Origin of the sequence: Methylobacterium sp. Leaf106, from assembly GCF_001422895.1 — a bacterium.
Classification (GTDB): domain Bacteria; phylum Pseudomonadota; class Alphaproteobacteria; order Rhizobiales; family Beijerinckiaceae; genus Methylobacterium; species Methylobacterium bullatum.
The window spans coordinates 667,299-692,745 of record NZ_LMNB01000012.1 but is presented as its reverse complement, the minus strand read 5'-3'; the positions used below and the strand labels follow the sequence as shown (position 1 = coordinate 692,745).

At 67.7% G+C, this 25,447-nt stretch carries 23 protein-coding genes; 9 read left to right on the top strand and 14 right to left on the bottom strand.

Features of this window, described 5'->3' with window-relative positions; translation table 11 throughout:
• Position 1 precedes the first annotated feature (1 nt).
• Both modC and modB read right to left on the bottom strand, forming a co-directional pair.
• Positions 2-1,147 (bottom strand): molybdenum ABC transporter ATP-binding protein, encoded by a 1,146-nt coding sequence (gene modC / locus ASF34_RS10945; RefSeq protein WP_056161068.1) that lies wholly within the window; start codon positions 1,145-1,147, stop codon positions 2-4.
• Between the two features lie 8 nt (positions 1,148-1,155).
• Complete coding sequence (gene modB, locus ASF34_RS10940; protein WP_056161065.1) at positions 1,156-1,848, bottom strand: molybdate ABC transporter permease subunit; 693 nt, start codon at positions 1,846-1,848, stop codon at positions 1,156-1,158.
• Between the two features lie 499 nt (positions 1,849-2,347).
• Between modB and ASF34_RS10935 the strand changes: the two genes are divergently transcribed.
• From ASF34_RS10935 to ASF34_RS10915, 5 genes are all read left to right on the top strand, one after another.
• Positions 2,348-3,265: a 50S ribosomal protein L11 methyltransferase gene (locus ASF34_RS10935; RefSeq protein WP_056161063.1), complete on the top strand. Its 918-nt coding sequence runs from the start codon at positions 2,348-2,350 to the stop codon at positions 3,263-3,265.
• A 43-nt stretch (positions 3,266-3,308) separates the two neighbouring features.
• Positions 3,309-5,150 (top strand): aminopeptidase P family protein, encoded by a 1,842-nt coding sequence (locus ASF34_RS10930; protein WP_056161061.1) that lies wholly within the window; start codon positions 3,309-3,311, stop codon positions 5,148-5,150.
• A 40-nt stretch (positions 5,151-5,190) separates the two neighbouring features.
• A complete protein-coding gene (locus tag ASF34_RS10925; protein WP_056161059.1) occupies positions 5,191-6,465 on the top strand; it encodes an NAD(P)/FAD-dependent oxidoreductase in 1,275 nt (424 codons plus the stop codon).
• Between the two features lie 146 nt (positions 6,466-6,611).
• Positions 6,612-8,789, top strand: coding sequence for a protein-disulfide reductase DsbD family protein (locus ASF34_RS10920; RefSeq protein WP_056161173.1), 2,178 nt, complete (start codon positions 6,612-6,614; stop codon positions 8,787-8,789).
• Positions 8,790-8,794: 5 nt separating this feature from the next.
• Positions 8,795-9,427, top strand: a complete 633-nt coding sequence (locus ASF34_RS10915; protein ID WP_056161056.1) for a redoxin domain-containing protein — start codon at positions 8,795-8,797, stop codon at positions 9,425-9,427.
• A 13-nt stretch (positions 9,428-9,440) separates the two neighbouring features.
• On the opposite strand, the gene ASF34_RS10910 is transcribed toward ASF34_RS10915, so the two are convergent.
• A complete protein-coding gene (locus ASF34_RS10910) occupies positions 9,441-10,541 on the bottom strand; it encodes a hypothetical protein (RefSeq protein ID WP_056161055.1) in 1,101 nt (366 codons plus the stop codon).
• 242 nt (positions 10,542-10,783) lie between these two features.
• Between ASF34_RS10910 and ASF34_RS10905 the strand changes: the two genes are divergently transcribed.
• Entirely contained in the window at positions 10,784-12,016 is a 1,233-nt protein-coding gene (locus ASF34_RS10905; protein WP_056161053.1) for an MFS transporter, read from the top strand.
• A 230-nt stretch (positions 12,017-12,246) separates the two neighbouring features.
• Complete coding sequence (locus tag ASF34_RS10900) at positions 12,247-13,230, top strand: GSU2403 family nucleotidyltransferase fold protein (RefSeq protein WP_244478960.1); 984 nt, start codon at positions 12,247-12,249, stop codon at positions 13,228-13,230.
• Between the two features lie 3 nt (positions 13,231-13,233).
• Here the strand turns inward: ASF34_RS10900 and tolB are convergent, their stop codons facing one another.
• The 7 genes from tolB to ruvB form a co-directional block, all read right to left on the bottom strand.
• On the bottom strand, positions 13,234-14,565 hold the full coding sequence (gene tolB, locus ASF34_RS10895; protein WP_056161049.1) for a Tol-Pal system beta propeller repeat protein TolB: 1,332 nt from the start codon (positions 14,563-14,565) through the stop codon (positions 13,234-13,236).
• Positions 14,566-14,782: 217 nt separating this feature from the next.
• Positions 14,783-16,192, bottom strand: coding sequence for a cell envelope integrity protein TolA (tolA, locus tag ASF34_RS10890; RefSeq protein ID WP_018041986.1), 1,410 nt, complete (start codon positions 16,190-16,192; stop codon positions 14,783-14,785).
• 15 nt (positions 16,193-16,207) lie between these two features.
• Positions 16,208-16,651 carry an ExbD/TolR family protein gene (locus ASF34_RS10885; protein WP_056161046.1) on the bottom strand — a complete coding sequence of 148 codons (444 nt, stop codon included), beginning with the start codon at positions 16,649-16,651 and terminating at the stop codon, positions 16,208-16,210.
• Between the two features lie 32 nt (positions 16,652-16,683).
• On the bottom strand, positions 16,684-17,400 hold the full coding sequence (tolQ, locus tag ASF34_RS10880; RefSeq protein WP_018041984.1) for a protein TolQ: 717 nt from the start codon (positions 17,398-17,400) through the stop codon (positions 16,684-16,686).
• A 249-nt stretch (positions 17,401-17,649) separates the two neighbouring features.
• Complete coding sequence (gene ybgC, locus ASF34_RS10875) at positions 17,650-18,063, bottom strand: tol-pal system-associated acyl-CoA thioesterase (RefSeq protein WP_056161045.1); 414 nt, start codon at positions 18,061-18,063, stop codon at positions 17,650-17,652.
• Positions 18,060-18,998, bottom strand: a complete 939-nt coding sequence (locus ASF34_RS10870) for a metallophosphoesterase (protein ID WP_056161043.1) — start codon at positions 18,996-18,998, stop codon at positions 18,060-18,062. Before ASF34_RS10870 ends, ybgC begins: the two co-directional genes overlap by 4 nt.
• A gap of 171 nt (positions 18,999-19,169) precedes the next feature.
• Positions 19,170-20,213 (bottom strand): Holliday junction branch migration DNA helicase RuvB, encoded by a 1,044-nt coding sequence (ruvB, locus tag ASF34_RS10865; RefSeq protein WP_056161041.1) that lies wholly within the window; start codon positions 20,211-20,213, stop codon positions 19,170-19,172.
• 745 nt (positions 20,214-20,958) lie between these two features.
• Between ruvB and ASF34_RS10860 the strand changes: the two genes are divergently transcribed.
• Positions 20,959-21,816 (top strand): manganese catalase family protein, encoded by an 858-nt coding sequence (locus ASF34_RS10860; protein WP_018041979.1) that lies wholly within the window; start codon positions 20,959-20,961, stop codon positions 21,814-21,816.
• Between the two features lie 98 nt (positions 21,817-21,914).
• On the opposite strand, the gene bfr is transcribed toward ASF34_RS10860, so the two are convergent.
• The 4 genes from bfr to ruvA all read right to left on the bottom strand — a co-directional run bounded on the left by bfr (position 21,915) and on the right by ruvA (position 24,687).
• A complete protein-coding gene (gene bfr, locus ASF34_RS10855) occupies positions 21,915-22,412 on the bottom strand; it encodes a bacterioferritin (RefSeq protein ID WP_018041978.1) in 498 nt (165 codons plus the stop codon).
• Positions 22,413-22,474: 62 nt separating this feature from the next.
• A complete protein-coding gene (locus ASF34_RS23440; protein ID WP_082473248.1) occupies positions 22,475-22,756 on the bottom strand; it encodes a (2Fe-2S)-binding protein in 282 nt (93 codons plus the stop codon).
• 208 nt (positions 22,757-22,964) lie between these two features.
• Positions 22,965-23,954 (bottom strand): hypothetical protein, encoded by a 990-nt coding sequence (locus ASF34_RS10850; protein ID WP_244478959.1) that lies wholly within the window; start codon positions 23,952-23,954, stop codon positions 22,965-22,967.
• Between the two features lie 115 nt (positions 23,955-24,069).
• Complete coding sequence (ruvA, locus tag ASF34_RS10845; RefSeq protein WP_018041976.1) at positions 24,070-24,687, bottom strand: Holliday junction branch migration protein RuvA; 618 nt, start codon at positions 24,685-24,687, stop codon at positions 24,070-24,072.
• Positions 24,688-24,770: 83 nt separating this feature from the next.
• Between ruvA and ASF34_RS10840 the strand changes: the two genes are divergently transcribed.
• Positions 24,771-25,412, top strand: a complete 642-nt coding sequence (locus ASF34_RS10840; protein WP_056161037.1) for a YceI family protein — start codon at positions 24,771-24,773, stop codon at positions 25,410-25,412.
• Positions 25,413-25,447: the final 35 nt, after the last annotated feature.

The following is a 25,447-nucleotide window of genomic DNA, read 5'->3' as shown; positions in this document are numbered from 1 at the left end:
GTCAGATCTCCACCGCCTCCGGCCTCGCCGTGCCGACGCTCTGGGGATCGAAGGCGACGCTTTTCACCACGGCGTAGACGGCGCGGCCGGGCGCGAGGGCGAGATCGCGCACCGAGGCGCGGGTCAGGCGGGCCGCCAGCAGGGCGCCGTTGCAGTCGATCTCCACCATGGACGCCGCCTCGCCGAGGGCGTGGATCGAGACGACGTGCCCTTCGAACAGGTTGCGTGCGCTCAAACCCAGCGGCGGCTGCGTGGCGAGGAGGACGTCACGCGCCGGCACGCGGATGCGCACCGCCGTGCCGGGGCTCCGCGTCAGGCGGGGAACGGAGAGCCGACCGGCACGTCCGCTCAGGCGCGTCAGGCCGGTCTCGGGATCGGTCTCACCCACGACCATGTCGAGGAGCGCGCCGGCCTCTCCCCCCTGCGCGGCAAGGAGGTCCGCCCGGCGAAGCACCGCATCGGCCGTGCCGACGGCGGCGACACGGCCGGCCTCGAGCACCACGACGGTGCGCGCTAGCCGCGCCACCTCCGAGACCGCATGGCTGACATAGACGATGGGCAGACCAGCCTCGTCGCGCAGGCGCTCGATATAGGGCAGGATCTCGGCCTTGCGGGCCTCGTCGAGGGCGGCGAGGGGCTCGTCCATGAGCAGGAGCCGGGGCCGGCTGAGCAGGGCCCGGCCGATCGCCACCCTTTGCGCCTCGCCACCCGACAGCCCCGCCGGCCGCCGGTCGAGGAGATGGCCGATGCCGAGGAGATCGACGACGCCGTCGAAGGCGATCCCGTCGCTGCGGCTCCGCGCGAAGGCCCGGCCGTAGCCGAGGTTCCGGCGCACGCTGAGATGCGGCAACAGCCGCGCCTGCTGGAACACCACCCCGATGCGCCGACGATGGGCCGGAACGGCGATCCCCCGCTCCCTGTCGAGAAGCGTCTCGCCCGACACCGCGATGCGGCCCCGATCGGGCCGCGCCAGCCCGGCGACGAGATCGATCACCGTGGTCTTGCCCGAGCCCGAACGGCCGAACAGGGCGGTGAGACCGGGGCCGGCGGTGAAGGCGACGTCGAGGCTGAAGGCCCCCCGCGTGAGCGACACGTCGATGTCGAGGGTAACGGAGTCCTGAGTGGCGGAGTCGCGGGTGGCTGACATGGGCCTCCTCACCCCGCGCCGAGGCGGCGCGCGAGGCGCCGGGCCAGCAGGTCCGAGACGAGGAGGGCCGCCATCGACAGGGCCACCGAGATCAGGGTGAGGCGCAACGCGGCCCCCTCCCCGCCCGGCACCTGAGTCAGGCTGTAGATCGCGGAGGGCAGCGTCTGTGTCTCACCGGGGATGTTGGAGACGAAGGTGATGGTGGCGCCGAACTCGCCCATCGCCTTGGCGAAAGCGAGCACCGAACCGGCGAGGATGCCGGGCATGGCGAGCGGCAGGGTGACGGTGAGGAAGACCGCGCTCGGCCTTGCTCCGAGGGTGGCGGCGGCCTGTTCGATGCGCCGGTCCACGGCCTCGATGGACAGGCGCATGGCCCGAACCATCAGCGGAAACCCCATGATCGCGCAAGCCAGCGCCGCTCCGGTCCAGCGGAACGAGAATACGATCCCGACATTGGCGAGCGCCGCGCCGAAGATGCCCCGCCGCCCGAACGACAGCAGCAGGAGATAGCCCGTCACCACGGGAGGCAGGATCAGGGGCAAGTGGACCAGGCCGTCCAAGAGCGCGCGGCCGGGGAAACGTCCGCGCGCCAGAAGCATGGCGATGCCGAGACCGGGAAAGAGGCTCGCCAGCGTCGCCACGGAGGCGACCTTCAAGCTCAGGCCGATGGCGCTCCATTCGTCGGGGGTGAAATCGAGCACGGGATGCGAATCAGACGCCGGTCTCGGAGGATCGCATTCCCTTGCCTCGAATGCCGCTAGCCTGGATCATGGAGACGCGCATCCCTCTCGCGGCAATCCGATCCTCGCGAACCGCACCGGCCAATTACAAGCGCGGATAGCACGAATCGCGGCCACCCATGAGGGCATGAACTCAGGGCGCGGGCGGTTCGTCCTCCGGCTTGATCCGGCGTTCGGCGCGATGGAGCCGGCTCAAGAGAACCAGCATCGAACCCGGAATCGGTTCGAAATGCGGCTCGGAATCGAGCAGACCCGAGGCTCCGCTCGCACGGAGGCGTCTGGCGGTCCTCCTGCCGACGATGGCCACGGGGGCCCGGGTTATGCTTTTCTTCTGGTTCGTACTCAACACCGCACCCTCGAACGCCGCAGGGACGACAGGAGAAGCGCAGAAAAACGCGAAGGTTCGGGTTCGGTTCCGCGACGGTGGCGGGCAATCCCCGCGGATGCTAGAGCCCGCACCATGCTCGAAGGCCTTCATCCCAACCGCCCCACCCATGTGCTGCGCCTCCTCACGGACGAGCGGTCGGCGCGCGCCATGACCGACATCCTCGGCGAGATGTTCGATCCGACGGAGACGGCGGTGGCCGCCTTCGAGGCGGAGGACGGCAAGACCTGGCGGCTGGAGGCCTATTTCGCCGACGCGCCGGACGAGGAGATGGTCCGCGACCTGATCCGCCCCCTGGTGGGCGAACAGGCGGATGCGGCTCTGTTCGAGACCATCGACCAGCAGGATTGGGTCCGCGCCTCCCTGGAAGGATTGAATCCCGTCCGCGCCGGGCGGTTCCTCGTCCACGGCGCGCATGACCGCCACACTGTGCGGCCCAACGATCTGGCCATCGAGATCGAGGCGGCCCTCGCCTTCGGCACAGGCCACCACGGCACGACGCTGGGCTGCCTCAAAGCGCTGGCCGGCATCCTCAAGCAGGGCCGTCCCGCGCATGTTCTCGATGTGGGCACGGGCACCGGCATCCTCGCCTTCGCGGCGGCCAAAGCCCTGCATCAGCCGGTCCATGCCGGCGACCTCGACCCCGAGGCGGTCTCCACCGCCAAGGGCAATGCCCGTTTGAACGGTCTCGGCGGCCTCGTCCGGCTCTATGTCGGACCCGGCGTGCGGCACGCGAGCGCGAACCGGAGCCGGCGCTTCGACGTGGTCTTCGCCAACATCCTCGCTCGGCCCCTGAAGCGCCTCGCGCCGACCCTCACGGCGACGGTGGCGGATCACGGCGTGCTCATCCTCTCGGGGCTGATCGAACGCGACGTGCCCGGCGTCCTCTCCACCTATCGCCATCGCGGCTTCCACCTCGCCCGGCATGGCTTGATCGAGGGCTGGGCGACGCTGATGCTCAAGCGCGGCGGAGCGGCACCGCGCCCGCTCTGAGGGCGGTTGCCGCCTCGTCCGGCGGCGCGTAACTCTCGGCGCCATGAGCCGCGCCCGCTTCCAGACCTTCGACGATCCGAGCCACCGGGAGGGCGCGACGCGCATCGCCGCCCTGAGGGAGGCGATGCGGCGGGCGGGGATCGACGGGTTCGTGGTGCCCCGCGCCGACGAGCATCAGTCGGAATACGTGCCCGCGAATGCCGAGCGCCTCGCCTGGCTCACGGGCTTCACCGGCTCGGCCGGCACCGCCGTGATTCTCGCCGACGAAGCGGCCCTGGTGGTGGACGGGCGCTACACGCTCCAGGCCCCGGCCCAGGTGGACACCACGATCCTCACCCCGGTTCAGCTCGCAGAGACCAGTGTCGAGGCCTGGATCGGCGAGCACCTGAGGCAGGGCGCCGTACTCGGCTACGATCCCTGGCTCCACACCGCCGAGGGCGTCGCCAAATTGGAGAAGGCGGCGGCCAAGGCCGGGGCCAGCATCTCACCGGTTGCGGAGAACCCCGTCGATGCGGTCTGGGCCGACAGGCCCGCCGCCCCCGCAGGCGCGGTGGTGGCGCATCCCCTCGAACTCGCCGGAGACTCCGTCGAGGCCAAGCTCCGCCGCATCCGCGAAGCGCTCGGGCGCGGCGGCTGCGACGCTCTTGTGATCTCCGATCCGCATAATCTCGCCTGGGCGTTCAACCTGCGCGGCGGCGACGTGGCGCATACGCCCCTGGCGCTGGGCTATGCCGTCGTCCCCCGAACCGGGCGTGCCGCCCTGTATCTCACCTCGTCGGCCATCGATCCCACCATGCGGGACGCGCTCTCGCCCGCTGCGGACATCGCCGGGCGGGCGGATTTCGACGCGGCCCTCGCCGGTCTCGCTGCCGGAGCGTCCAGGATCAGGGTCGATTCCGCCACGGGCGCCTCGGCACTGACGACGTTGATCGAGGAGGCCGGGGGCAGAGTCGATCCCGGCCCGGACCCGATCACGCTGATGAAGGCGGTGAAGAATGCGGGCGAGATCGCCGGATCGCGCGCGGCCCATCTTCGCGACGGGATCGCGGTGACCCGCTTCCTCGCCTGGCTCTCGCGGCAGGCGCAGGGTGGCCGCCTCACCGAGATCGCCGCCGTGGAGACGCTGGAGAATTTCCGCCGCGAGACCGGCCTTTTGCGGGACATCTCCTTCCCGACCATCTCGGGCAGCGGCCCCAACGGCGCCATCGTGCATTACCGCGTCACCCGCGACACAGACCGGACGGTCGGCGAGGGCGAACTCTTCCTCGTCGATTCGGGCGCGCAATATGCGGACGGGACCACCGACATTACCCGCACCGTCGCGATCGGCACGCCGACGGAGGAGATGCGCGACCGCTTCACGCGCGTGCTCAAGGGCCATGTCGCCATCGCGCGTGCCATATTCCCGAAGGGCACCACCGGCGCGCAGATCGATTCCTTCGCCCGCGCGCCGCTCTGGCAGGCGGGGCTCGATTTCGATCACGGTACCGGCCACGGCGTCGGCGCATTCCTCTCCGTCCATGAAGGCCCGCAGCGCATCGCCAAGACCGGCACCACCGCCCTCTCGCCCGGTATGATCCTTTCCAACGAGCCGGGCTATTACAGGGCCGGCGCCTACGGCATCCGCATCGAGAACCTCGTCCTCGTGGAGGAGCGCGCGGTCCCCGGCGGGGACCGGCCGATGCTCGGCTTCGAGACCCTGACGCTCGCCCCCTACGATGCCAGCCTCATCGACCTCTCGCTGCTGGACGAGGCCGAGATCGCCTGGATCGATTCGTATCATGCGCGGGTGCGGCAGGCCCTGAGCGCCGATCTCGACGGCGAGACGCGGGCGTGGCTCGAGGCGGCGACGCAACCTTTGCAGGCCAGCGGGCGCCGCGCTTGAGGACGAGGCTAACCGACATATCCACACGGGAACAGAACGGATGACCGCTCAGACGGACCTCCACGTGGTCGTCATCGGCTCCGGCGCGGTCGGGACGGTGAGCGCCATCGAATGCCTGCGGGCGGGCCACCGGGTCACCGTGGTCGATCCCGGCCCGCCCGGCGGCGAGCAGGCGTCGAGCTATGGCAATGCCGGCTGGCTCTCGTCGCATTCGGTCATCCCGCCGGCGGAGCCCGGCATGTGGAAGCGGGTGCCCTCCTTCCTCCTCGATCCGCTCGGTCCGCTCTCGATCCGCTGGGCCTACCTGCCCAAGGTCATGCCCTGGCTCACGCGGTTTCTGCTCGCGGCTGCCACCACGCCCCGGATCGAGCGCACCGCCCGCGCCATGCGGACACTCCTCCTCGATGCACCGAAGCTCCACGCGACGCTCGCCGAGGAGGCGGGTGTCCCGCAGCTCGTCGAGCGGCGCGGCGTGCTGCACGTCTATCCCGACCGGGCGGCCTTCGAGCGCGAGGCGCGGTCCTGGGCAATCAGGCGCAAGGTCGGCGTCACCTGGCTCGAACTTTCGGCCGATGAGTTGCGGCAGCGGGAGCCGAGCTTGCATCGGCGCTACACGTTCGGCCTCGTGGTTGAGGAGGCCGGCCATTGCCGCGATCCCGGCGGCTACGTCGCCGCCCTGTCCGAACTGGCACAGGCGCGCGGCGCCACCCTGGTCGCCACCCGCGCGACGGGATTCCGACTGCAAGGCGGACGCCTCGCCGCCGTGACGACGGAACAGGGCGAGATCCCCTGCGACCGCGCCGTCGTCGCGGCCGGCGCCCGGTCGAAGCCCCTCGCCGCATCCCTCGGCGATCCGCTGCCTCTGGAGAGCGAGCGCGGCTACCACGTCATGGTGGAGGGCGCCGAGGCGGGGCCGCGCACGCCGGTCATGGCATCGGATGCCAAGATGATCGTGAACTTCATGAATGGCGGCCTGCGCGCGGCCGGTCAGGTGGAGTTCGCGGGGCTGGCGGCGGCTCCGAACTGGAAGCGCGCCGAGATCCTGCGCGACCACCTGATCTCCATGTTTCCCGGATTGCCGAACCCGATACCGGCCGATCGCCTGAAAGTCTGGCTCGGCCATCGCCCGAGCATGCCGGATGGGCGGCCCTGCATCGGCCCGGCGCGCAAGACCCCGGATGTCGTCTACGCCTTCGGCCATGGCCATGTGGGCCTCGTCGGTTCGGCGCGAACCGGACGCCTCGTCGCCCAGCTCGTTGGCGGCGCGACACCGGAAATCCCCCTCGCGCCCTTCGACCCCCGGCGCTTCCTGTGAGCCTCGCCGACTCGCGTGAGGCACTGCACCGCGGCGATTCCGTCGCGGGCAATCGCGTGCCGCCGGTTTTACCGCGGCACCAAACGGCCATATCTAGGCGTCAGGGTGCCATGTCCGGTGCCCCGCTCCTCCGCCTCAAGGTTTCGATGATCCGGCCCCTCGCCCTCCTGCTTCTCGCGCTGATCGGTGCCACGGGGGCCTCGGCGCAGGGGCTCAAGCCGCCGGCCGATCTCGTCAAGGCGAACCTCGTAGCCGAGCCGGGGGCGATCCGGGCCGGGGAACCCTTCACCATCGGTATCCGCATGGTGATGCGCCCGCTTTGGCATGTGTACTGGCGCAATCCGGGCGATTCCGGCCTGTCGCCGGAGGTGGCGTGGTCGCTGCCCCAGGGCTTCACGGCGGGCGCGATCCAGTGGCCGACGCCGAGCCGGATCCCGGTGGCGCATCTGGTGAATTTCGGTTTCGAGGGCGAGACAGTGCTGCTGGCGGAGGTGACCCCCCCGGCGGTGCTTCCGCCCGGCAAGCCCGTGACACTGACGGCCAAGCTCACCTACCTCGTCTGCGAGCGCGAATGCATTCCGGGTTCCGCCGATCTGAAGCTCAGCGTGCCGGTGGCCGCTCCGGGCACCAGCGTGGGAAGCTCGGCCGCCAATGTCCTGCTGTTCGAGGATGCCCGCGCGGCCCTCCCCGTTCCCTCGCCCTGGCCGGTGACACTCACGAGCGAGGGCGACAGGCTGGTCCTCACCGCCGACGCGCCCGGCCTGAAACCCGACGCGATCCGCCAACCGGCCTTCTTCCCCTATTCGGAGACGGCGATCGAGAACGCCGCTCCACAGACCCTGACCATCGACGACAAGGGGTTCCGTCTGAGCCTTGCGCGGGCGACACCCGGCGAGCCCGCCCCCACGGAGCTTCCCGGCGTCCTCACCTTCGACGAGCAGACCGCCGATGGCACGGTCCAGCGCTCCTATGCCATCGGCGACGCGCCGGCCGCCGCACCCACCGGGGTGATTCCCACGGCATCGGACTCCGCATCGCGAAACACTTCGTCGGAGGAGAGCCTGACCCTGTGGAGTGCGGCCGGCCTCGCCTTCCTCGGCGGGCTCCTCCTCAACCTGATGCCCTGCGTCTTTCCCGTGCTGTCGATCAAGGTGCTGAGCCTCGTCAAGCATTCAGGCGAGCCGGCCGCCCGGGTGCGCCTTCACGGCCTCGCCTACACCGCCGGCGTCCTCGCCGCCTTTCTCTCGCTGGCGGGGCTGCTCATCGCCCTCAAGGGCGCGGGCGCCGGGATCGGCTGGGGCTTCCAGCTGCAATCCCCCCTCGTGGTGGCGGGCCTCGCCTACCTGCTCTTCGCCATGGGCCTCAGCCTCTCCGGCGTGGTCCATCTGGGCGGCGGCATCGTAGGGCTCGGCGATGGGCTGACCCGGCGGGCGGGGCTCGAAGGGTCGTTCTTCACCGGCATCCTGGCGACGGTGGTGGCCACCCCCTGCACCGCCCCATTCATGGGCTCGGCGGTAGGCTTCGCACTGACGCAGGCACCGCTGGTGAGCCTCACTGTGTTCGCGAGCCTCGGCCTCGGCCTCGCTTTGCCCTTCCTCGTCCTCACCACATGGCCGGCGGCAGTCCGCCGCCTGCCACGGCCGGGGGCCTGGATGGAAACGCTGAAGGGGGCGCTCGCCTTCCCGATCTACGCCACCGTGGCCTGGCTCGTCTGGGTGCTGTCGCAGCAGGTCGGATCGGCCGGCCTCCTGGCCGCTCTCATCGGCCTCGTCCTCGTAGGCCTCGCCGCCTGGGCCTGGGAGCGGGCCCGCCACGCGGGTGGCATCGGCGCCGGGCTCGCCCGCCTGACCTCCGTTGCGGCCCTGGCGGCGACCCTCGCGCTGACCTTCGGCCTCGACCAGGACCGGGCCTCGGCGGATATGAGGAATGCAACGGCCGAGGGCATCACCCCCTTCACGCAGGCCCGCCTCGATTCCCTCGTGGCCGAGGGCAAGCCGGTCTTCGTCAACATGACGGCGGCCTGGTGCATCACCTGTCAGGTCAACGAACGCACGGCGCTCGGCACCCAAAGCGTCAAGGCCGCGTTCAAGGCGCGTGACGTGACCTATCTCAAGGGCGACTGGACCAACCAGAACCCCGAGATCACCACCCTTCTGGAGAATCATGGCCGCAGCGGCGTGCCGCTCTACCTGCTCTATACCGGCACGGGCGAGCCCATCGTGCTGCCGCAGATCCTGACATCGGGCATCGTCCTCGACGAGCTGTCCAAGATCCCGGCGAATGCCGCCGACCGGCGCGCCACCCTCGAGACCACGAAAAGGTGAGAGCCATGGCCCTGCCCCGCCGGATGATTCTCGCGACCGCGTTCGCCGCCGTGCTCGTGGGGCTCTTGCCCATCGGCCAGGCGATGGCGGCGGGGCCGCAGGTGGGCAAGCCCGCTCCGCTCTTCACCGGCACGGATGCCGATGGCCGCACCGTCCGGCTGGAGGATTACAGGGGCAAGACCGTCGTCCTCGAATGGACCAACCACGATTGCCCCTTCGTGATGAAGCATTACGGCGGACAGGCGATGCAGGCCCTGCAGAAGAAGTGGACCGAGGCCGGCATCGTCTGGCTGTCGGTCATCTCCTCCGCCCCCGGCGAGCAGGGCGCGGTGGACGGTCAGGCCGCCAACCGCCTGACCCAGACCCGGGGGGCCGCCCCTACCGCCGTGATCCTCGACCCCGCCGGCACGATCGGCCGCGCCTACGACGCCAAAACGACGCCGCACATGTTCATCGTCTCGGGTGACGGCACCCTGCTCTACCAGGGCGGCATCGACGACAAGCCTTCCGCCAATCTCGACGACCTCAAGACCGCGAAGAATTACGTGGATCTCGCCCTCACCGAGATCGCCGCCGGCAAAGCGGTGAGCGTGAGAACCGCGAAGCCCTATGGCTGCACGGTGAAATACGCCTCCTGAGGAATCCGCCCCGTTACGAGAAATCCTCGGTGACGATCCGGGCCCAGGTCTCGCCGGCGATCCCGCCGAGAAACACGTTGCCGCCGCGAAGTGTCGCCGCCACCTCCGGATCGCGCGTCCAGGCGATCGTTCCCATGACGTGGTGATAGAAGAGCCCCTTCTGGCGGAAGAGCCCCTTCATCAGGTCGGGTGAGGTCGCCCCGCGCACGGCCACGGCCCCGAATTCAGCCGCGTCGGCGAACATCTGGCCGACGACGAGTTCCTCACGGTTGGGCAGGGCCAATAGCTGGAGCGCATAGGCGACGCCGTCCCGGCGGGCGTAGAGGAGATACAACCCGATCCGGCGGGAGGTCCGGTCCACCACCTCGCGGATCTGGAGAGGGCCATACTTGGTCTGGAGACCGGCCTGTTCGACGAACCAGCCGAGTTCGGTCGGGTCCGGCTTGAGATCGTAGTGAGCGAGGAAGGGACGGGCGGCCTCCGCGAAGTCGGCGGCGGCGATGGGACGCGAGACGATCCCGTCGGGGCGTGGGAAGCCGGAGGGCAGGAATCGCCGGAGTACGCTATCCGCCGCGCGGGCCATCGGAACGATCCAACGCGCGAGCCGGGGCAGACGCTTGCCGAGGAAATACGCCGCCGTCCCCGCAGGCCGGTGGATCTTCACCCATTCGAGGCTCTGTGCCGGCAGGATCACGAAGCGGGTGGCACGGGCGATATCGAGGGACGTGCGGTTGGCGGTGTCGGTGAAGAGGAGGTCGAAATCGCGGGCGGTGACGCCCCGGATGAGGCTGACGCCGATGCCGGGGTTGTTGTCGGGATCGGCGGCCATGTAGGCGCTGAGGATGCCGGCGCGCAGGGTCCGCTCCCCGACGACCATGGTCATGGCGATGACGCCCATGAAGCCATCCAATACCCCGTTCCGGTCCAGGTGGACGATGGAGCCGGTACCTTCGGTATAACCAGGAGGATCGAAATACGTCGCCTCCAGGCAAGCGGCGAGCTTGGCCGCTCGATAGCTCCTGCCCAGGCGGAATGTCTGCGAGAACAACTGGCAGACCTGCGGAATGTCGCTCCTTTGGAACGCACGGATCGAGCCGCGTGAAGACGAAGCCACGATATTTTGAACGTCAGCAGGAAGCTGAGCTTGGCCTTCCGGGTTCAGCCCAAGGCTAGTTTGGTTCATGCTGGCACAACCCGATGACGCTCCGTCCCGACCAGCAATTATTCGGCCGATAGATTAGCAATTCGACAAGGCAGCACTTCGCATGCGGCGTAGTCGCGGCATCACTGTCGCACCCTCGGCCTTGTCGAGACGATGCGGTGCGGCTCTCCCTTCACGCCCTTGGCCCATCCCTCATGACAGAACCCGCCGCGCCCCGCTGGTCGGTCTTCCGCAACGGCGATTTCCGTCTTTACGGCGCCGCGCGGTTCCTCACTGGCCTTGCCTACCAGATGCAGGCCGTGGCGGTGGGATGGTTCGTCTACGACCTGACCCGCTCGGCTCTCGCCCTCGGCCTCGTGGGGCTCGCGAGCTTCCTTCCGGCAATGCTCTCCGCCCTGATCACCGGGCACGTGGCCGATACCTACGACCGGCGTCTGGTGACGGCGATCGCCTATGCGACCCTGGCCGCGGCCGATCTCGGTCTCGTCGCCATCGCCTTGTCCGGCACCGGTTCGATCTGGCCCATCTATGCCCTCGTCGTCGTCATCGGCACGTCGCGCGCCTTCGCCAACCCAGCGCTCCAGGCGCTTCTTCCGACCCTGGTGCCGCGCCCCCTGTTCGGATCGGCCATCGCGTGGAACGCCTCGCTCTGGCAGAGCGCATCGATCCTCGGCCCGGCCGCCGGCGGATTTCTCTATATGCTGGGGCCCGCCGCCGTGTTCGGGGCGGCGGCGGCGAGCTTCGCCCTGGCGAGCGCCCTCGTGGTTGCGATCCGCTTCCGCCCCGCTGCCGTGACGGAGCGCCCACCCGTCACCTGGGTCACCCTCTCGGCCGGCCTGTCCTACATCCGGTCGCAGCCGGTGGTGCTCGGCGCCATCAGCCTCGATCTCGTGGCCGTGCTGCTGGGAGGCGCCACCGCCCTGTTGCCGATCTTCGCCGCCGAGATCCTCCATGTCGGCCCCCTCGGGCTCGGCGCCCTGCGTAGCATGCCCGCGGCAGGCGCAGTGGTCACCGCCATCCTGCTGGCCTATCGCCCCCTCGAACGCCATGCCGGCCAGCGGATGCTCCAGGCGGTGGCGGTCTTCGGCCTCGCCATCACGGCGTTCGGCCTGTCCACCTCGCTGCCGCTCTCGATGGCCTGCCTGTTCGTCACGGGGGCGGCCGACATGATCAGCGTCTACGTGCGCCAGACCTTCGTCCAGGGCGAGACGCCCGATGCCATGCGCGGACGGGTCTCGGCGGTGAACACGGTGTTCATCGGCGCCTCCAACGAACTCGGCGAGTTCGAATCCGGCACGCTCGCCGCCCTCGTGGGCGCGGTGCCGGCCGTGGTGGCGGGCGGGCTCGCGACGATCCTCGTGGCGGTGCTGTGGGGCCGCCTGTTCCCGGCCCTCAAGGCGCGGGACCGGCTGCTGCCGGCGGAGTGATGAGAGACACGATGCAACGGAGCGTGAGCGATGATTCCTTGCCGGACGAATGTTCGTCGCGGAATGAATAAACGCAGTCGGACCAATGGCTTCTCCAGCGCCATCGGCGCATTATCCCTCCGAAGACCGAAATCGGACGCTTGAGGGATAATCTCATGTTTTTCAGAGATTTAAGCGGTGATCAGGCACGACAGACTATCGATGTCGAACAGGTCTTCTCCGGATACGCGATGACGCAGGGAGAGTTGGACCGGCGGTTCTCAGGCTCGATGTCGTGGAAGACGGTGGGCGGACGGGACTATCTCTACCGCAAGCGACGCGACGCATGGAAATCCCTGGGGCCGCGCGGAGCGGAGACGGAGGCGATCGCCCTTCAGTTTCATGATGGCCGCACGAGACTGCAGGAGAGGATGGCCGGTCTTGCCGCACGTCTCGACGCCATGGCCCCGGTCAATCGAGCCCTCAACCTCGGGCGTCTGCCCCTTATCGCAGCGCGCATCCTGCGTGCCTTGGGCAGGGCGAACCTGATCGGCTCAGGTATCGAGGTGGTGGGGACGAATGCCCTGTTCGCCTATGAGCGCTTTGCCGGGGTCCAGATCGCCGGAGCACACCTCGCAACGGCCGATGTCGACCTGCTGTTCGACGCACGCCGCTCCCTCCGATTGATGGCCCCGGAGGTGTCACTCACGGGCGTGGCGGGACTCCTGCGCAGGGTCGACCATTCCTTCGAAGTCATGGGACAGGGCGGTTTCCGCGCCATCAACCGCGATGGCTACATGGTCGACCTGATCACGCCGGCACCGAAAGACCTCATGGTCAAGCGGGGACGGAGCCGGATCGGCGCGGAGGCGACGGACCTAGAAGCCGTCGAGATCGAGGGGCTGGCCTGGCTCGTCAACAGCCCCAAAGCGACAGCCACGGTCATCGATGCCCGCGGATATCCGCTCACGATGATCGTCCCAGACCCGCGCGCCTTCGCTCTGCACAAGCTCTGGCTCGCTGGACGCCAGGACCGTGATCCACTTAAGCGCGAACGCGACCGAGCTCAGGCCCACCTCGTTGCGTCCCTCGTGACGAGCCGCCTACCGCATCTACGCTTCGACGATCCGGCTCTGGCCGCACTGCCGCACGCCCTGCGCAAACAGTCGGCTCTTCTGACCGAGGCAGGACGGGATACGGGCTCCGGTCCGTCTCGCCTCGAACCCGATTGGTAGCCCCTACTTCCCAGCCAATAGCGGTGACCAGGTCGGGTCGGAGGCGTAGGACGGCGTCGGGACGGGCTGTTCCACCTTGCCGGTGATATCGACCATGTAGAGCTTGCCGCCGCCCTGGCCGCCGGGATCGCGGAAGAACAGCACGTACTGGCCGTTGGGCGCGAAGGTCGGCCCTTCGTTGTGGAAGCCTTCCGTGAGCACGCGCTCGCCCGAACCGTCGGGCTTCATCACGCAGATGGCGAAGCCGCCCTTGCGCTGCCGGGTGAAGGCGATGAGGTCGCCCTTCGGCGACCAGGCCGGCTGCGAGGCCGAGCCCTCGCCGAAAGAGATTCGGGTCGGGTTCGAGCCGTCGGCCCCCATCACATAGATCTGCTGCGAGCCGCCGCGATCGGATTCGAACACGATCTTGCCGCCGTCGGGAGAATAGGTCGGCGAGGTGTCGATGGCGTTGCCGTTAGTGATCGGCGTCTGCGCCTTCGAGCCGAGATCCATCTTGACGATGTCGGCGTTGCCGCCCTGCTGCACGCTCATGACGAGGTGGTGACCGTCCGGCGCGAAGCGCGGGCTGGTGCTCATGGAATCCATCCGGCCGATGGCCTGACGCGCGCCGGTCTCCAGGTTGATCACCTGGACACGCGGCTGCTGGCCGGTGGCCTGGGTCATGAATGCGATGTCCTGAGTCGAGGGCGAGTAGCGCGGGGCCACCACGGCGGATTCGCCGTTGGTCAGCGCGCGGACATTGGCGCCGTCCTGGTCCATCACCATCAGGCGCTTGCGGCGGTTCTCCTTCGATCCCGATTCGTCGACGAAGGCGATGCGGCTGTCGAACCAGCCGCCGAGACCGGTGATCTTGGTATAGACAACATCGGAGATGAGGTGCCCGGTGCGGCGCGCGTTGGCGACGTCGGCGCCATACTGCTGACCGGTGAGTTGCTGGCCGGAGGTGACGTCCCAGAGCCGGAACTCGACCTTGAGCTTGCCCGAAGGATCACGCCCGACCCGGCCGGTGATGAGGGCCTGGGCGCCGGCGGCACGCCACTTGTCGAAGCCCGGCACCGCATCGAAGCCGGGATTCTCAGGGAACTTCCCTTTCTCCAGGGGCACGAAATAACCGGACCGGCGCAGATTGTTGGTCACCACGCTCGACACCAGCAGGCCGAGGCTCGGATCGCCGGAGAAATCGGCCACAGCGATGGGCATCGGCTGGAACGAGCCGCCGCCGATCCGCAGGTTCAGCTGCGCCTGTGCGGGCACGGCGAAGGCGAGCACGAGGGCCAGCACCGCGAGGAGCGACGCCAGGGGCGAGGCGAGCCGCCGGTGGAGAATGTCGGTCATGAAGAGATTCCGAAAACCTTGAACAGGGATTCTGGGAGCGTCGGTTCTTCCTATCCTCGACCTCATCCTGAGGTGCCCGCGTCAGCGGGCCTCGAAGGAGACTTCCAGACAGCACGAGGGCCCTGGATGCCTCCTTCGAGGCCTTCGCTCACGCTTCGGCACCTCAGGATGAGGGAGAAGGATTGGACGAATCCGAAGGAAGGATCACCGACCTGTATCACACCCGCGAGAACTCGAATTCCGCGTTGATCGCCTTCCAGTCGTCATAGTACGGCGCGAACTGGGGCGGGATCTTGTAGGGCGCACAGCGCTTCACCGCACGGAGCGCGGCCTCGGCGAGGGAACGGTCCACGGCGTTCGCGCCGCCGCGCATGATCCGCGGCTCGGTGCTCAGCGAACCGTTGGCCGAAAGGCGGATATCGAGCATCGGCAGCACCACGCCCTGCGACGCGCCGGGGGGCGCCGAGTAGCAGCGCTCGATCTGCTGGGTCAGCATCCCGATCAGCGAATCGCGCATGGAGGGCGAGAGGCGCTGCGAGGTACCGCTGGCGGCTCCCAGCGAGGCCGTGCGCTGGACCTCGTGGCCAGTCGCGCCGGTGGATTGCGAGGGTGCCCGCGAGGCGAGCAGCTGCTTGATGTCACCGGAACTGAACTTGTCGGCGAGCTCGGCCTGCTTCTTCGCCTTGGCCTCGGCATCGGCCTTGGCGCGCGCATCCGCCATGGCTTTCGCCTTGGCCTTCGCGGCGGCATCGGCCCTGGCCTTCGCCTCGGCCTGGGCCTTGGCATCCGCAGCGGCTTTGGCTTCAGCGACGGCCTGCTGACGTTCGGCCTCGGCCTTCGCCTTCGCTTCGGCCTTGGCTTCCGCCTCGGCTTCGGCCTTCTCCGCTTTGGCGAGTGCTTCGGCCTTGGCCTTCGCATCGGCCCGCGCCTTCGCTTCCGCCAGAGCTTTGGCTTCGGCCTGGGCCTTGGCTTCCGCCAGGGCCTTGGCCTTCTCGGCCTTGGCGGCCTCCGCCTTGGCGATGGCCTCGGCCTCCTGGCGCTCGATGAGCTCGGCGAGTTTCTCGCGCTTCTCGGCCTCGACCTTGGCGGCCTTCACCGCCTCGGCCTTTGCTTCGGCCTTGGCCGCCTCAGCCTTGGCGGCGGCCTTGGCCTCTGCCTTGGCCTCGGCCGCAGCCTTGGCTTCCGCCGCTTTCGCGGCCTCGGCTTTGGCAGCCTCCTTGGCGAGCTTCGCCGCTTCGGCCTTGGCGGCAGCCTCCGCCGCTTCCTTCTCGGATTCGTGGTCGGGCATGCGCAGGGGCATCTCCTCGGCGCTGGCGACCTTCATGTCGGCCGGGCGTTTCGGGGGCGCGGGCGCATCGACCTTCGCGTTCTCGGGCTCGCGCTCCTCGACCTTCTCCGCGACCTTGTCGGCGCGGGGCTTGGCATCGGGCATCGGCTTGTCGGCGTTCTTCTCGCCCTTGGTCAGTTCCGAGAATTGCTGCTCGGTCATCACCTCCACCGGCACGCCTTCCTGGGCGTCGGGCAGGGCGGGAGCGGCGACGGACATCAGCGCCACGGTGAGCACGGCGACATGCACGCCGCTCGACACCCAGACGCCCGGTTCCCGGAATTTGGAGGGAAGCTTCACGATCCGCCGCGCCCGTTACTTCTGGTCCGGCTCGGTGACGAGGGCGACCTTCTTGAAGCCGCCTCCGGTCACGATCGCCATCACCTGGGCCACGCGGCCGTAATCCACCCGCTTGTCGCCGCGCACGAAGACGCGCTCCTCGAAGCCGGACTTGGAGGTCTCCACGAGCTTCGGCACGATGGTGTCGTCGGTGAGCTCGGCCTCGCCGAGGAAGACCTGGCCGGACTGGCGGATAGACAGGGTCACCGGCGTCGAATCGGAGTTGAGCGGGCTCGCCTTGGATTGCGGCAGGTCGAGGGGCACGCCCACCGTCATCATCGGCGCGGCCACCATGAACACGATCAGCAGCACGAGCACGACGTCGATGAACGGCGTCATGTTGATCTCGTTGATGGCACCGCCGCGCCGCGCGCGACGCCGCCTGCTGCCACCCTGCGCCGCTCCGTGGGCCATGCCCATGATCGTGCCTCGATGCTTCTAAGAATGCGGGATCAGGCGGCGAGCGACAGGCGCTCGTCGATCTGACGCGAGAGGATGGCGGAGAACTCGTCGGCGAAGCCCTCGAGCCGCGACTGGGCCTTCGACACGTTCGACTGCAGCTTGTTGTAGGCGAGCACCGCGGGGATGGCCGCGAACAGGCCGATGGCGGTGGCGAACAGGGCCTCGGCGATGCCGGGTGCGACCACGGCCAGGGACGTGTTCTTCGACGCCGCGATGGCGGTGAAGGAGGTCATGATGCCCCAGACCGTGCCGAACAGGCCGACATAGGGGCCGGCCGAACCGATGGAGGCGAGGAACAGCAGGCGCGACTCGAGACGCTCGACCTCGCGCTGGATCGTCACGTCGAGCACTTTGTCGATGCGCTGGGACAGGCTCTGGATCTGCCGGCCGGAGCCCTCGAACGATCGCTTCCATTCGCGCATGGCGGCCACGAACAGGGCGCCAAGATTGGTGGCGGGCCGGTCGTTGAACGAGCGGTAGAGCTCCTCCAGGGAACGGCCGGACCAGAACGCCTCCTCGAACGCATCCATCTCGGTCTTGGTGCGGCGGAACAGCAGGGTCTTGTCGACGATGATGGCCCAGCACCAGACGGAGCAGCCGAGCAGGCCCACCATCACCAGCTTCACCACGAAATGGGCGTGCCAGAACAGGTTGAACAGGCTCATGTCCGGCGGCGGCAGCGCCTGCATGGCATCGGCGGGATTCATGCGTTCGTCCTCGTCCCGGGTCGACCGGGCGGTCGACTCCCGCGCTCCACCTGACCCGGGCGGTATGTTCCCCAGATCGCTGGTGAATCTGTCGAAAGTATGGGGTGCATCGCAAAATGCACGCCGCACCTTCCTCGGCCGTCAAGGTTAATGAACCATGAGGAAGTGCCGGATTCTCTCTCGCCGGACGTCTCGCTGTCCTGGGCACATCGCTTTGCCGACCGAAAGCCGGGCCGGCCCTGCCGGAGCCTAAAGCGACGGAGTCGCGAAACGCTGCGCCATGGCCCGGCGGAGGCTGTCCGGAAGTCGCACGGCGCGGCCATCCCGCACCGCCGCCACGGTGACCTCGGCCTTCAGCAGGACCTCGTCGCCGCGCCGCACTTCCTGGATCATCGGCATCGAAGCGCCGCGCAGTTCGACGACGGTGGTCATGATGGCGAGCATGTCGTCCATCCGCGCCGGCTTCAGAAAGTCGAGCACCATGCGCCGAACGACGAAGATCAGTCCGGCATCGCGCTGCAGATCGACCTGCTCCATGGCGAGGGCCCGAAGCAGCTCCGTGCGGCCGCGCTCCATGTAGCGCAAGTAATTGGCGTGATAGACGAAACCTGAGAAATCGGTGTCTTCGTAATAGACGCGGATGTCGATGCGATGAGAGGTCATGCGATGGCTTCCGAGGATAGGTCGACCACGACGATCTCGGGGGGAACCCCGAAGCGCACCGGCAGGCCGCTCATGCCTAGTCCACCGGAAACCACGAGGTCGGTCTGCTCGCGCACATGGCCATAGGCGTAGCGCCGCCCATACCGGGAGGGGACGACGGGGGCGTAGCCAAGGAGCCGGACCTGTCCGCCATGGGTATGGCCCGAAAGGGTCAGCGCCACATGGGCGGGCACCTGCGGGAAGATGTCCGGCTCATGGGCGAGAAGGATGGAGGGCGCGCCGTCGGGGATCGCCGCGAGGGTGGCCGGCAGGTCGTCGCTTCCCTTCCGGGGGAGACCGTAGCGCCACCATGTGCCCTGGAAGCTCAACTGATCGCCGAGCCCGGCGAGCCAGACCTCGTGTCCCCTCACCCGCAGGGGCAGGGCCTCGTTCTCGAGGAGGCGGATGCCGGCGCGGGTCAGGGCCTCCCCGGCGAAGGTCGGGCCGTGCCCGCGCTCGCAGGCGGCGCGATCGGCCCACCAATCGTGATTGCCGAGGATGGCATAGGTTCCGAGGGGAGCCTTCAAAGCCCCGAGGACGGGCGCCCAATCGGCGGAGTCCACGATGCCGGTGAATCGATGCATGCCCCTCACATAATCGCCGAGCAGCACGATCACGTCGCCGCCGAGGCCGTTGGCCGCCTCGACGATCCGCCGGATGTGTTGAGGCGTCATGAACGGATCGCAGGCATGGACGTCGGAGACGGCCACGATCCGCAGGGTCAGTCCCGCTGGCCACGGCGCCATCGGGGTGATCCGGTAGCGCGTGATGGCGAGACGCATCGGCTCGATACCGATTCCGTAGGCGGCCGTACCGCTGCCCGCGAGCGCCACGGCGCCGAGGCCGAGCACGACGGTGCGGCGGGTGATCCGGACCGGGGAGGATGCGGAGCTCATAGGACGGATGTCGACTTGCGCACCACCCATCCTGTTTCGGCAAGGGCTATTGCGTAGGATCTGATTTTCCGACCGACATCAGCACCCGGCTCTCCCTGCATGCGGGAAGAGGGGATGCGTACACGCCGGCTCGCCTCCGCGGGGAGAAAACCTCCGCCGCCGCCGAGCGACTCAGCCATCGGGATCCTCCGACCCGAACAGCCCGAACTGCGAGGCCGGATCGCGCCGGGGCACGGCAAAACCCATATGCTTGTAGGCGTGTGGGGTCAGCATGCGCCCGCGCGGGGTGCGCTGGACGAATCCCTTCTGGATCAGGAACGGCTCGATGATGTCCTCGATGGCGTCGCGCGGCTCGGAGAGCGCCGCCGCAATGGTCTCGATCCCCACCGGGCCGCCGCCGAAGGAGGTGGCGATCATCGTCAGGTATTTCCGGTCCATCACGTCGAGGCCGGCCGGGTCCACGTCGAGAAGCTGAAGCGCCCGGTCGGCGATGGCGCGGGTCACGGTGGGGGCATCCGCCACGATGGCGAAGTCGCGCACCCGGCGCAGGAGGCGCCCGGCGATGCGGGGCGTTCCCCGTGCCCGTTTGGCGATCTCGTTTGCGCCCTCCGCCGACATGCCGATGCCGAGCACCCGCGCGCCACGGGAGACGATGAGTTCGAGCTCGTCGACATCGTAGAATTCGAGGCGGATCGGGATGCCGAATCGATCTCTCAGGGGGGTGGTGAGCAGGCCGGCGCGGGTGGTGGCGCCCACCAGCGTGAATTTCGGCAGCTCGATCTTCACCGAGCGCGCCGCCGGCCCCTCGCCGATGATGAGGTCGAGTTGGTAATCCTCCATCGCCGGATAGAGGATTTCCTCCACCGCCGGGTTGAGGCGGTGGATCTCGTCGATGAAGAGCACGTCGCGCTCTTCCAAGTTGGTGAGCTGCGCCGCGAGGTCGCCGGCCTTGGCGATGACCGGGCCGGAGGTGGAGCGGAAGTTCACCCCGAGTTCGCGGGCCACGATCTGCGCCAGGGTGGTCTTGCCGAGACCAGGAGGCCCCACGAACAGCACGTGGTCGAGGGCCGAGCCGGTCTTTTTCGCGGATTCGATGAAGATCTGCATGTTTGCCCGCGCCGCGCGCTGCCCGATGAATTCGGGAAGGCTGAGCGGACGGATCGACTGCTCCACGTCGTCCGGCCGCCGCTCCGGCGTCAGGAGCGATTCTGGCAACGGATGAAGGGTCGGGGATTTCGGCGATCTGGGGAGCTTGCTCACACGGGCTCTCGGTCGGGGCCCGGCACAGGGCCTGCTCCGGTGGGTGGGCGTTTCGCCCGATGTCGCACAACGCCGCCGCGCGCGCTACTTCGCCGGCCGGCAACCGGTGCCCGCCCCCACGAAGGTGGATGCGTGGCCCGAGGGTCCCACGGTGACCCTACTCACCTGACTGCATGACGGATCGGAATCATCTGGCCCTCTCCCCGCAAGTACGGAGCAGAGTGGCCTTGGCCCAGCCCGACCTCGCTCCACGCATCAACGACTAGCAACACCCATGACGGACCCGAACCTTTGGAACGATCATCTTATGTAAACTCAATTCTTGATCCAGGTTAACACCGATTGTTGCTATGTCTGATGCCTGACACAGCGACAGATTTCTGGAACTCTACGTTTCAAAAAGATTTATCAAGCCAGAACAGTGGCGATGGCGACAAGGCAACATGGTCTTGTCCGCAACAACCATGGCAGTTCTGGAGATCGTAGCCGCAGCGGCGAAATCTCCGACACATCCGCTCGCGACGTGATGCCAGGAGTCCGTCAGCGCTCCGGCCAGGGTCGTGACTGACGGATTCACCTCTGGCTCAAGGCCGGCCGAACGACTTTACGGTCGCATATATGACTAAATTCCTATTTCTACGACCACTCGTCGGCCAGTTCGCCGATGACTGCTCTATCCCGCTCGAAAGGACCAATCGGCATGTTCTATCTCGACAAGCGCCTGCAATATCCCGTTCGCGTGGAGACTCCCGATCCGGTCTATGCCCGCATGCTGCAGCAGGCCATTGGCGGCATAGAAGGTGAGATCCGCGTTTGTATGCAGTACTTCTTCCAAGGCTGGGGCGCGCGCGGCCCGACGACGAAGTATCGCGACATGCTCCTCAACACCGCGACGGAAGAGATGGGGCATATCGAGATGCTCGCCACCGCCGTCGCCCTCAACTTGGAGACCGCCCCGACCAAGTTACAGGAAGCGGGGGTGAAGGATGCGGTCGTCGGCGCCGTGATGAATGGCGAGAACCCACGACACGTAGTGGAGGGCATGCTCCACCGCCACATTCTCTCCACCGGCATGGCTGCCTTCCCGGCCAATTGCGATGGCGTTCCCTTCGACATGTCCCACATCTACGCTAGCGGAAACCTTGCAGCGGACATGTATTGCAACGTCGCTGCCGAGACGACCGGACGAACCCTCGCCGTGCGCCTCATGACCGCGACCAACGATCCGGGCATGCGTGACATGTGGAGCTTCCTCATCGCGCGCGACACGATGCACCAGCAGCAATGGCTCGCCGTCATCGAGGATATGGGTGGCATGGAAGCGAACCTGCCGATCCCCAACAGCTTCCCGCAGAGCGAGGAAAGCCAGAAGCACAGCTACAGCTTCTTCGTCTCCACAGCCGACGATTCGCCCCTCCCCGAAGGACGCTGGACCAGCGGGCCGTCGCTCGACGGCAAGGGGACGTTCAACGTCGTCAAGAATGCCCCCATGGGTGAGGAGCCGGTCCTCGGCCCGGCACGCCCGGATAGCGGCGCCCAGACACAGCAGATGTCCTGAAACACGGGAAAGGCCCGCCCCTCTCAGGGCAGGCCTTTCTTTCATTGTCCACGAAAGCCCCGGGGATGTCGCCCGCATTCCCGGACGCTGGCGCAGCGTCAGTCCTTCTCGGGAGCGATCGCTTCCAGGCCGCCGATATGCTTCTGGGCGTAGAGCGCCAGGCCGATCTGAGCGATCAGGGTCTGCTGGGTCTCGAGGAAATCGATATGGCCCTCCTCGTCGGCGGCCAGCTCCTCGAACAGGATCTTCGACACGCGGTCGTTGATCGAATCGCAATACTGCGCGGCTTCGAGATAGAGCGCGCGGGCCTCGGTCTCGGCCGCGAGATCGGAGGCAATGATCTCTTCGATATTCTGACCGATCCGCAGCGGATCGAGCTCCTGCAGGTTCGGGAACCCGTCGAGGAACAGGATCCTGTCGATGAACCGGTCGGCATGGTTCATCTCTTCGATGGATTCCTTACGCCAGAACTTGGCGAGGTCGATGTAGCCCCAGTCGTTCAGCATGCGGAAGTGGAGCCAGTACTGGCTCACGGCCGTCAGTTCGCTGCGCAGACCTCTGTTGAGGTACTCGACGACCTTCGCATCACCCTTCATAAAACTCACTCCCGTCCGGCTATTTCAAGCTCGAAGGGGAGCGTGGGGCCTCGCACAGGCCCTCAGGCGGCGATCCCCTCCCCCGCAGTTTGGAATTGAACCAAACTACAGCTGCTTGCGCAACCCGTTCCGCACGCATGGCCGGCCTCCGCCACTGCGTCTTGCAGAGCACCCTGCAGAGCCGCCTGCATGATCGAACGGATGGTCCGGGCGCAGCGGCCGCATTTCGGGCTGCAGCCGAGGCAGGCATGGACCTGTGCCGGGGTTCTCGGGCAATCGGGCCCGTCCTTCAGGCAAGCGCGGACGGCACCATCGGACAACACGTTACAGGAACAGACGATCATGGGAGCTCGCTGAACGAAACAGGAAGCGTCGATCGCGGACTAGACAATTGCGTCATCGGCAAATTCCCCTCCCCGATCATTGGCTTGCGCGCCTCTTTAGAACTTTTAAAATCTACTGCTATCTCAACAACTTAACCGCCATGGGACGAATGCGCAAGGCGCGCGGACGCGTCCTGTGGCCAGAAGGCTCGATCGTGGCGAGGCGGGCTCAGAAGACGTGGAACGCGATACCGGCGAGGAAGCTCTTCTCTTCCGTGCCCTTCAGGGTCGCCGTTTCAAGGTTCCCGAACTTGTTCAGCCAGTACTGGAAACCGATGAACACATCGACGCGGTCGGGCTGGTCGTAGACGAGCTTGCCGAGGTCGAGCACGAGGTTGGTGCGGGAGACGAATTCGAGCCCCGTCTCGCGGTTGAAGGCGAAGATTGCCGGATTGCGGACACCGCGCCCCTTGGGCAGGACGATGTTGTTGATGCCCGTGACGCTGAGCGGCAGGCCGGTGAAGGCCAGGGGAAAGCTGTAGGCGATCTCGATCTCGGGAACGGTGTCGTAGCTGATGTCCCGGTTCGGATAGGGATTGAAGCCGTTTCGGTTCCACTCCTTGTAGGCGTGGACCGAGGCGCTGAGGAAACCAGCCGGCACGTCGAAGGCGAAGTTCAGGCCGCCGACGACGTTGCGCTTGCGCGGGCCGAAGGCGGTGTCCTTCGTGTTGGCGTCGAACCCGTAGGAGAGGGAGACGTCCTTGACGAGGCCGGGCACTATGAACGCCTTGGTCCCGGTGAGGGCATTGAGGCTGAGGGTGCCGCGGTAGAGGCCGTAGACCTCCGTCGCGCCATCATCGCGCAGGAAGAGCCCGCCCGGGGCGTTGGTCGTACCAGCGCGTTCCTGCGAGCCGGATTTCAGGATGTCCAGGGAGAGGAGATTGGTGCCGTAGGCCCAGGCATTCGCATGCGAGAGGGTGAAGATCTGCTTGGGGATACCCCGCGAGCGGAACGACCCGTCCGCGTTCCGCACCCGCACGCCCGGCTCGGCGGCGGGGAACTGGTAATGATAGCTCACCTGGGTATCGGAAAAGAGGAAGAAGGGTGAAGGTGCATCCGGAGCGGGGGACGGTGCGCCCGCAGGATCGGCCGCCAGAGCCGGTGCCAGCGCCGCGCACGAGACCAGCGCGGCCGCCAGCGATGTCCAGAAGCCCGTCATGTTCACCCCGGCAGAGCGGTTCCGCCCAGTCGGGGCTCGGATCAGTAGCCGGTTTCACGGATCGTCGGAAGGACGAAAGCCGATCCTCCCGGCGAAGGATGCGGGCGCGCCGCGCTCAGCGGGCGAGTTCGCGGAGCCCGAGGCGGATCAGCGTCTTGGCCTCCGCCCCCTCCCCGGCGCCCTTCATCGCGGCGGCGATGGCGGCGGAGGCCTGGACCGGGGCGTAGCCGAGATTGACCAGGGCTGAGATCGCATCGGCGGCGGGTTGCGGCGCGGTGCGGTCCTCCACCGCGCCGGACAGGGCGAGCACGGCGGGGTCGATGGGCGCGAAGGCCGGCGCCTTGTCCTTCAGTTCTGCGGTGAGGCGGGCGGCCAGGCGCGGGCCGACACCCGGCGCGCGGGCGATGGAGGTCTTGTCCCCCATGGCGATGGCGGTGGCGAGGGCCTCCGGCTCCAGCACCGAGAGCAGGCCGAGGGCCACCTTCGAGCCCACCCCCTGTACGGTCTGGAGCAGGCGGAACCACTCGCGCTCCGCATCCGAGCGGAAGCCGTAGAGCCGGATCATGTCCTCGCGGACATGGGTCTCGATGGCCAGCGAGGCCGCCTCGCCCGCTTCCGGCATCCGCTGCAGGGTGCGGGCGGAGCAATGCACCACGTAGCCGACGCCCTGTACGTCGAGGATCACGAAATCCTCGCCGTAGGAATCCACCACGCCCTTCAACTTGCCGATCATGCGTCATCCCGTCATCACGGACGGGTCTTTACCAGGGACAGGCCCGCCTGTCCGACACGCCACCGAGAGAAAGTGACCGCCCGATGCGCACACCCCTCGCCGCCCTCCTCATGGTGATGGCCGCCGCCCACGCCCATGCTCAGACACCGGCCCAGAACCCGGCCCAGAACCCGGCCCAGGATGCCGCCCCCACCACCGACCCCACCCAGGTCCGGGCCGGCAGCTACGTGCTCGACGCGGCCCACGGCAAGATCACCTGGTCGGTGAGCCACCTCGGCTACTCGACCTATTACGGCCAGATCACCGACGTGTCGGGACAAGCCGACCTCGACCCCAAGGATCCGGGCAAGAACCGGCTCACCGTGACCATCGGCATGGGAAGCATCAACGCCCTGAACGAAACGCTCAACCGCCATCTCCAGGGGCCGGACTTCTTCGACACCCAGAAGTTTCCCACCGCCACCTTCACCGCCACCCTGGTGGAGCCCACGAGCCCGACCACGGCCCGCGTCGCCGGCAGCCTCACCCTGAAGGGCGTGACGAAGCCCGTGGCCTTCGACGCCACCTTCAACCGGGCGGGGCTCAACCCCATCGACAAGCGCTACACCGTGGGCTTCGACGGCTGGGCCGTGATCAAGCGCTCGGATTTCGGCGTCAACGCCTTCCTGCCCGCGATCGGCGACGACGTGTCCCTGCGGCTCGAGGGCGAATTCAAGGCGCAGTGAGCGGTCGCCTCCCCCCGAGCGGGGGAGGCGTTTCA

Bases quoted from the DNA above. Each gene is read 5' to 3' on its own strand.
- modC (WP_056161068.1), bottom strand. From the start codon at position 1,147: ATGTCAGCCACCCGCGACTCCGCCACTCAGGACTCCGTTACCCTCGAC.
- ASF34_RS10935 (WP_056161063.1), top strand. From the start codon at position 2,348: ATGCTCGAAGGCCTTCATCCCAACCGCCCCACCCATGTGCTGCGCCTC.
- ASF34_RS10930 (WP_056161061.1), top strand. From the start codon at position 3,309: ATGAGCCGCGCCCGCTTCCAGACCTTCGACGATCCGAGCCACCGGGAG.
- ASF34_RS10925 (WP_056161059.1), top strand. From the start codon at position 5,191: ATGACCGCTCAGACGGACCTCCACGTGGTCGTCATCGGCTCCGGCGCG.
- ASF34_RS10920 (WP_056161173.1), top strand. From the start codon at position 6,612: ATGATCCGGCCCCTCGCCCTCCTGCTTCTCGCGCTGATCGGTGCCACG.
- ASF34_RS10915 (WP_056161056.1), top strand. From the start codon at position 8,795: ATGGCCCTGCCCCGCCGGATGATTCTCGCGACCGCGTTCGCCGCCGTG.
- ASF34_RS10905 (WP_056161053.1), top strand. From the start codon at position 10,784: ATGACAGAACCCGCCGCGCCCCGCTGGTCGGTCTTCCGCAACGGCGAT.
- ASF34_RS10900 (WP_244478960.1), top strand. From the start codon at position 12,247: ATGACGCAGGGAGAGTTGGACCGGCGGTTCTCAGGCTCGATGTCGTGG.
- tolB (WP_056161049.1), bottom strand. From the start codon at position 14,565: ATGACCGACATTCTCCACCGGCGGCTCGCCTCGCCCCTGGCGTCGCTC.
- ASF34_RS10885 (WP_056161046.1), bottom strand. From the start codon at position 16,651: ATGGGCATGGCCCACGGAGCGGCGCAGGGTGGCAGCAGGCGGCGTCGC.
- tolQ (WP_018041984.1), bottom strand. From the start codon at position 17,400: ATGAATCCCGCCGATGCCATGCAGGCGCTGCCGCCGCCGGACATGAGC.
- ybgC (WP_056161045.1), bottom strand. From the start codon at position 18,063: ATGACCTCTCATCGCATCGACATCCGCGTCTATTACGAAGACACCGAT.
- ASF34_RS10870 (WP_056161043.1), bottom strand. From the start codon at position 18,998: ATGAGCTCCGCATCCTCCCCGGTCCGGATCACCCGCCGCACCGTCGTG.
- ASF34_RS10860 (WP_018041979.1), top strand. From the start codon at position 20,959: ATGTTCTATCTCGACAAGCGCCTGCAATATCCCGTTCGCGTGGAGACT.
- bfr (WP_018041978.1), bottom strand. From the start codon at position 22,412: ATGAAGGGTGATGCGAAGGTCGTCGAGTACCTCAACAGAGGTCTGCGC.
- ASF34_RS23440 (WP_082473248.1), bottom strand. From the start codon at position 22,756: ATGATCGTCTGTTCCTGTAACGTGTTGTCCGATGGTGCCGTCCGCGCT.
- ASF34_RS10850 (WP_244478959.1), bottom strand. From the start codon at position 23,954: ATGACGGGCTTCTGGACATCGCTGGCGGCCGCGCTGGTCTCGTGCGCG.
- ruvA (WP_018041976.1), bottom strand. From the start codon at position 24,687: ATGATCGGCAAGTTGAAGGGCGTGGTGGATTCCTACGGCGAGGATTTC.
- ASF34_RS10840 (WP_056161037.1), top strand. From the start codon at position 24,771: ATGCGCACACCCCTCGCCGCCCTCCTCATGGTGATGGCCGCCGCCCAC.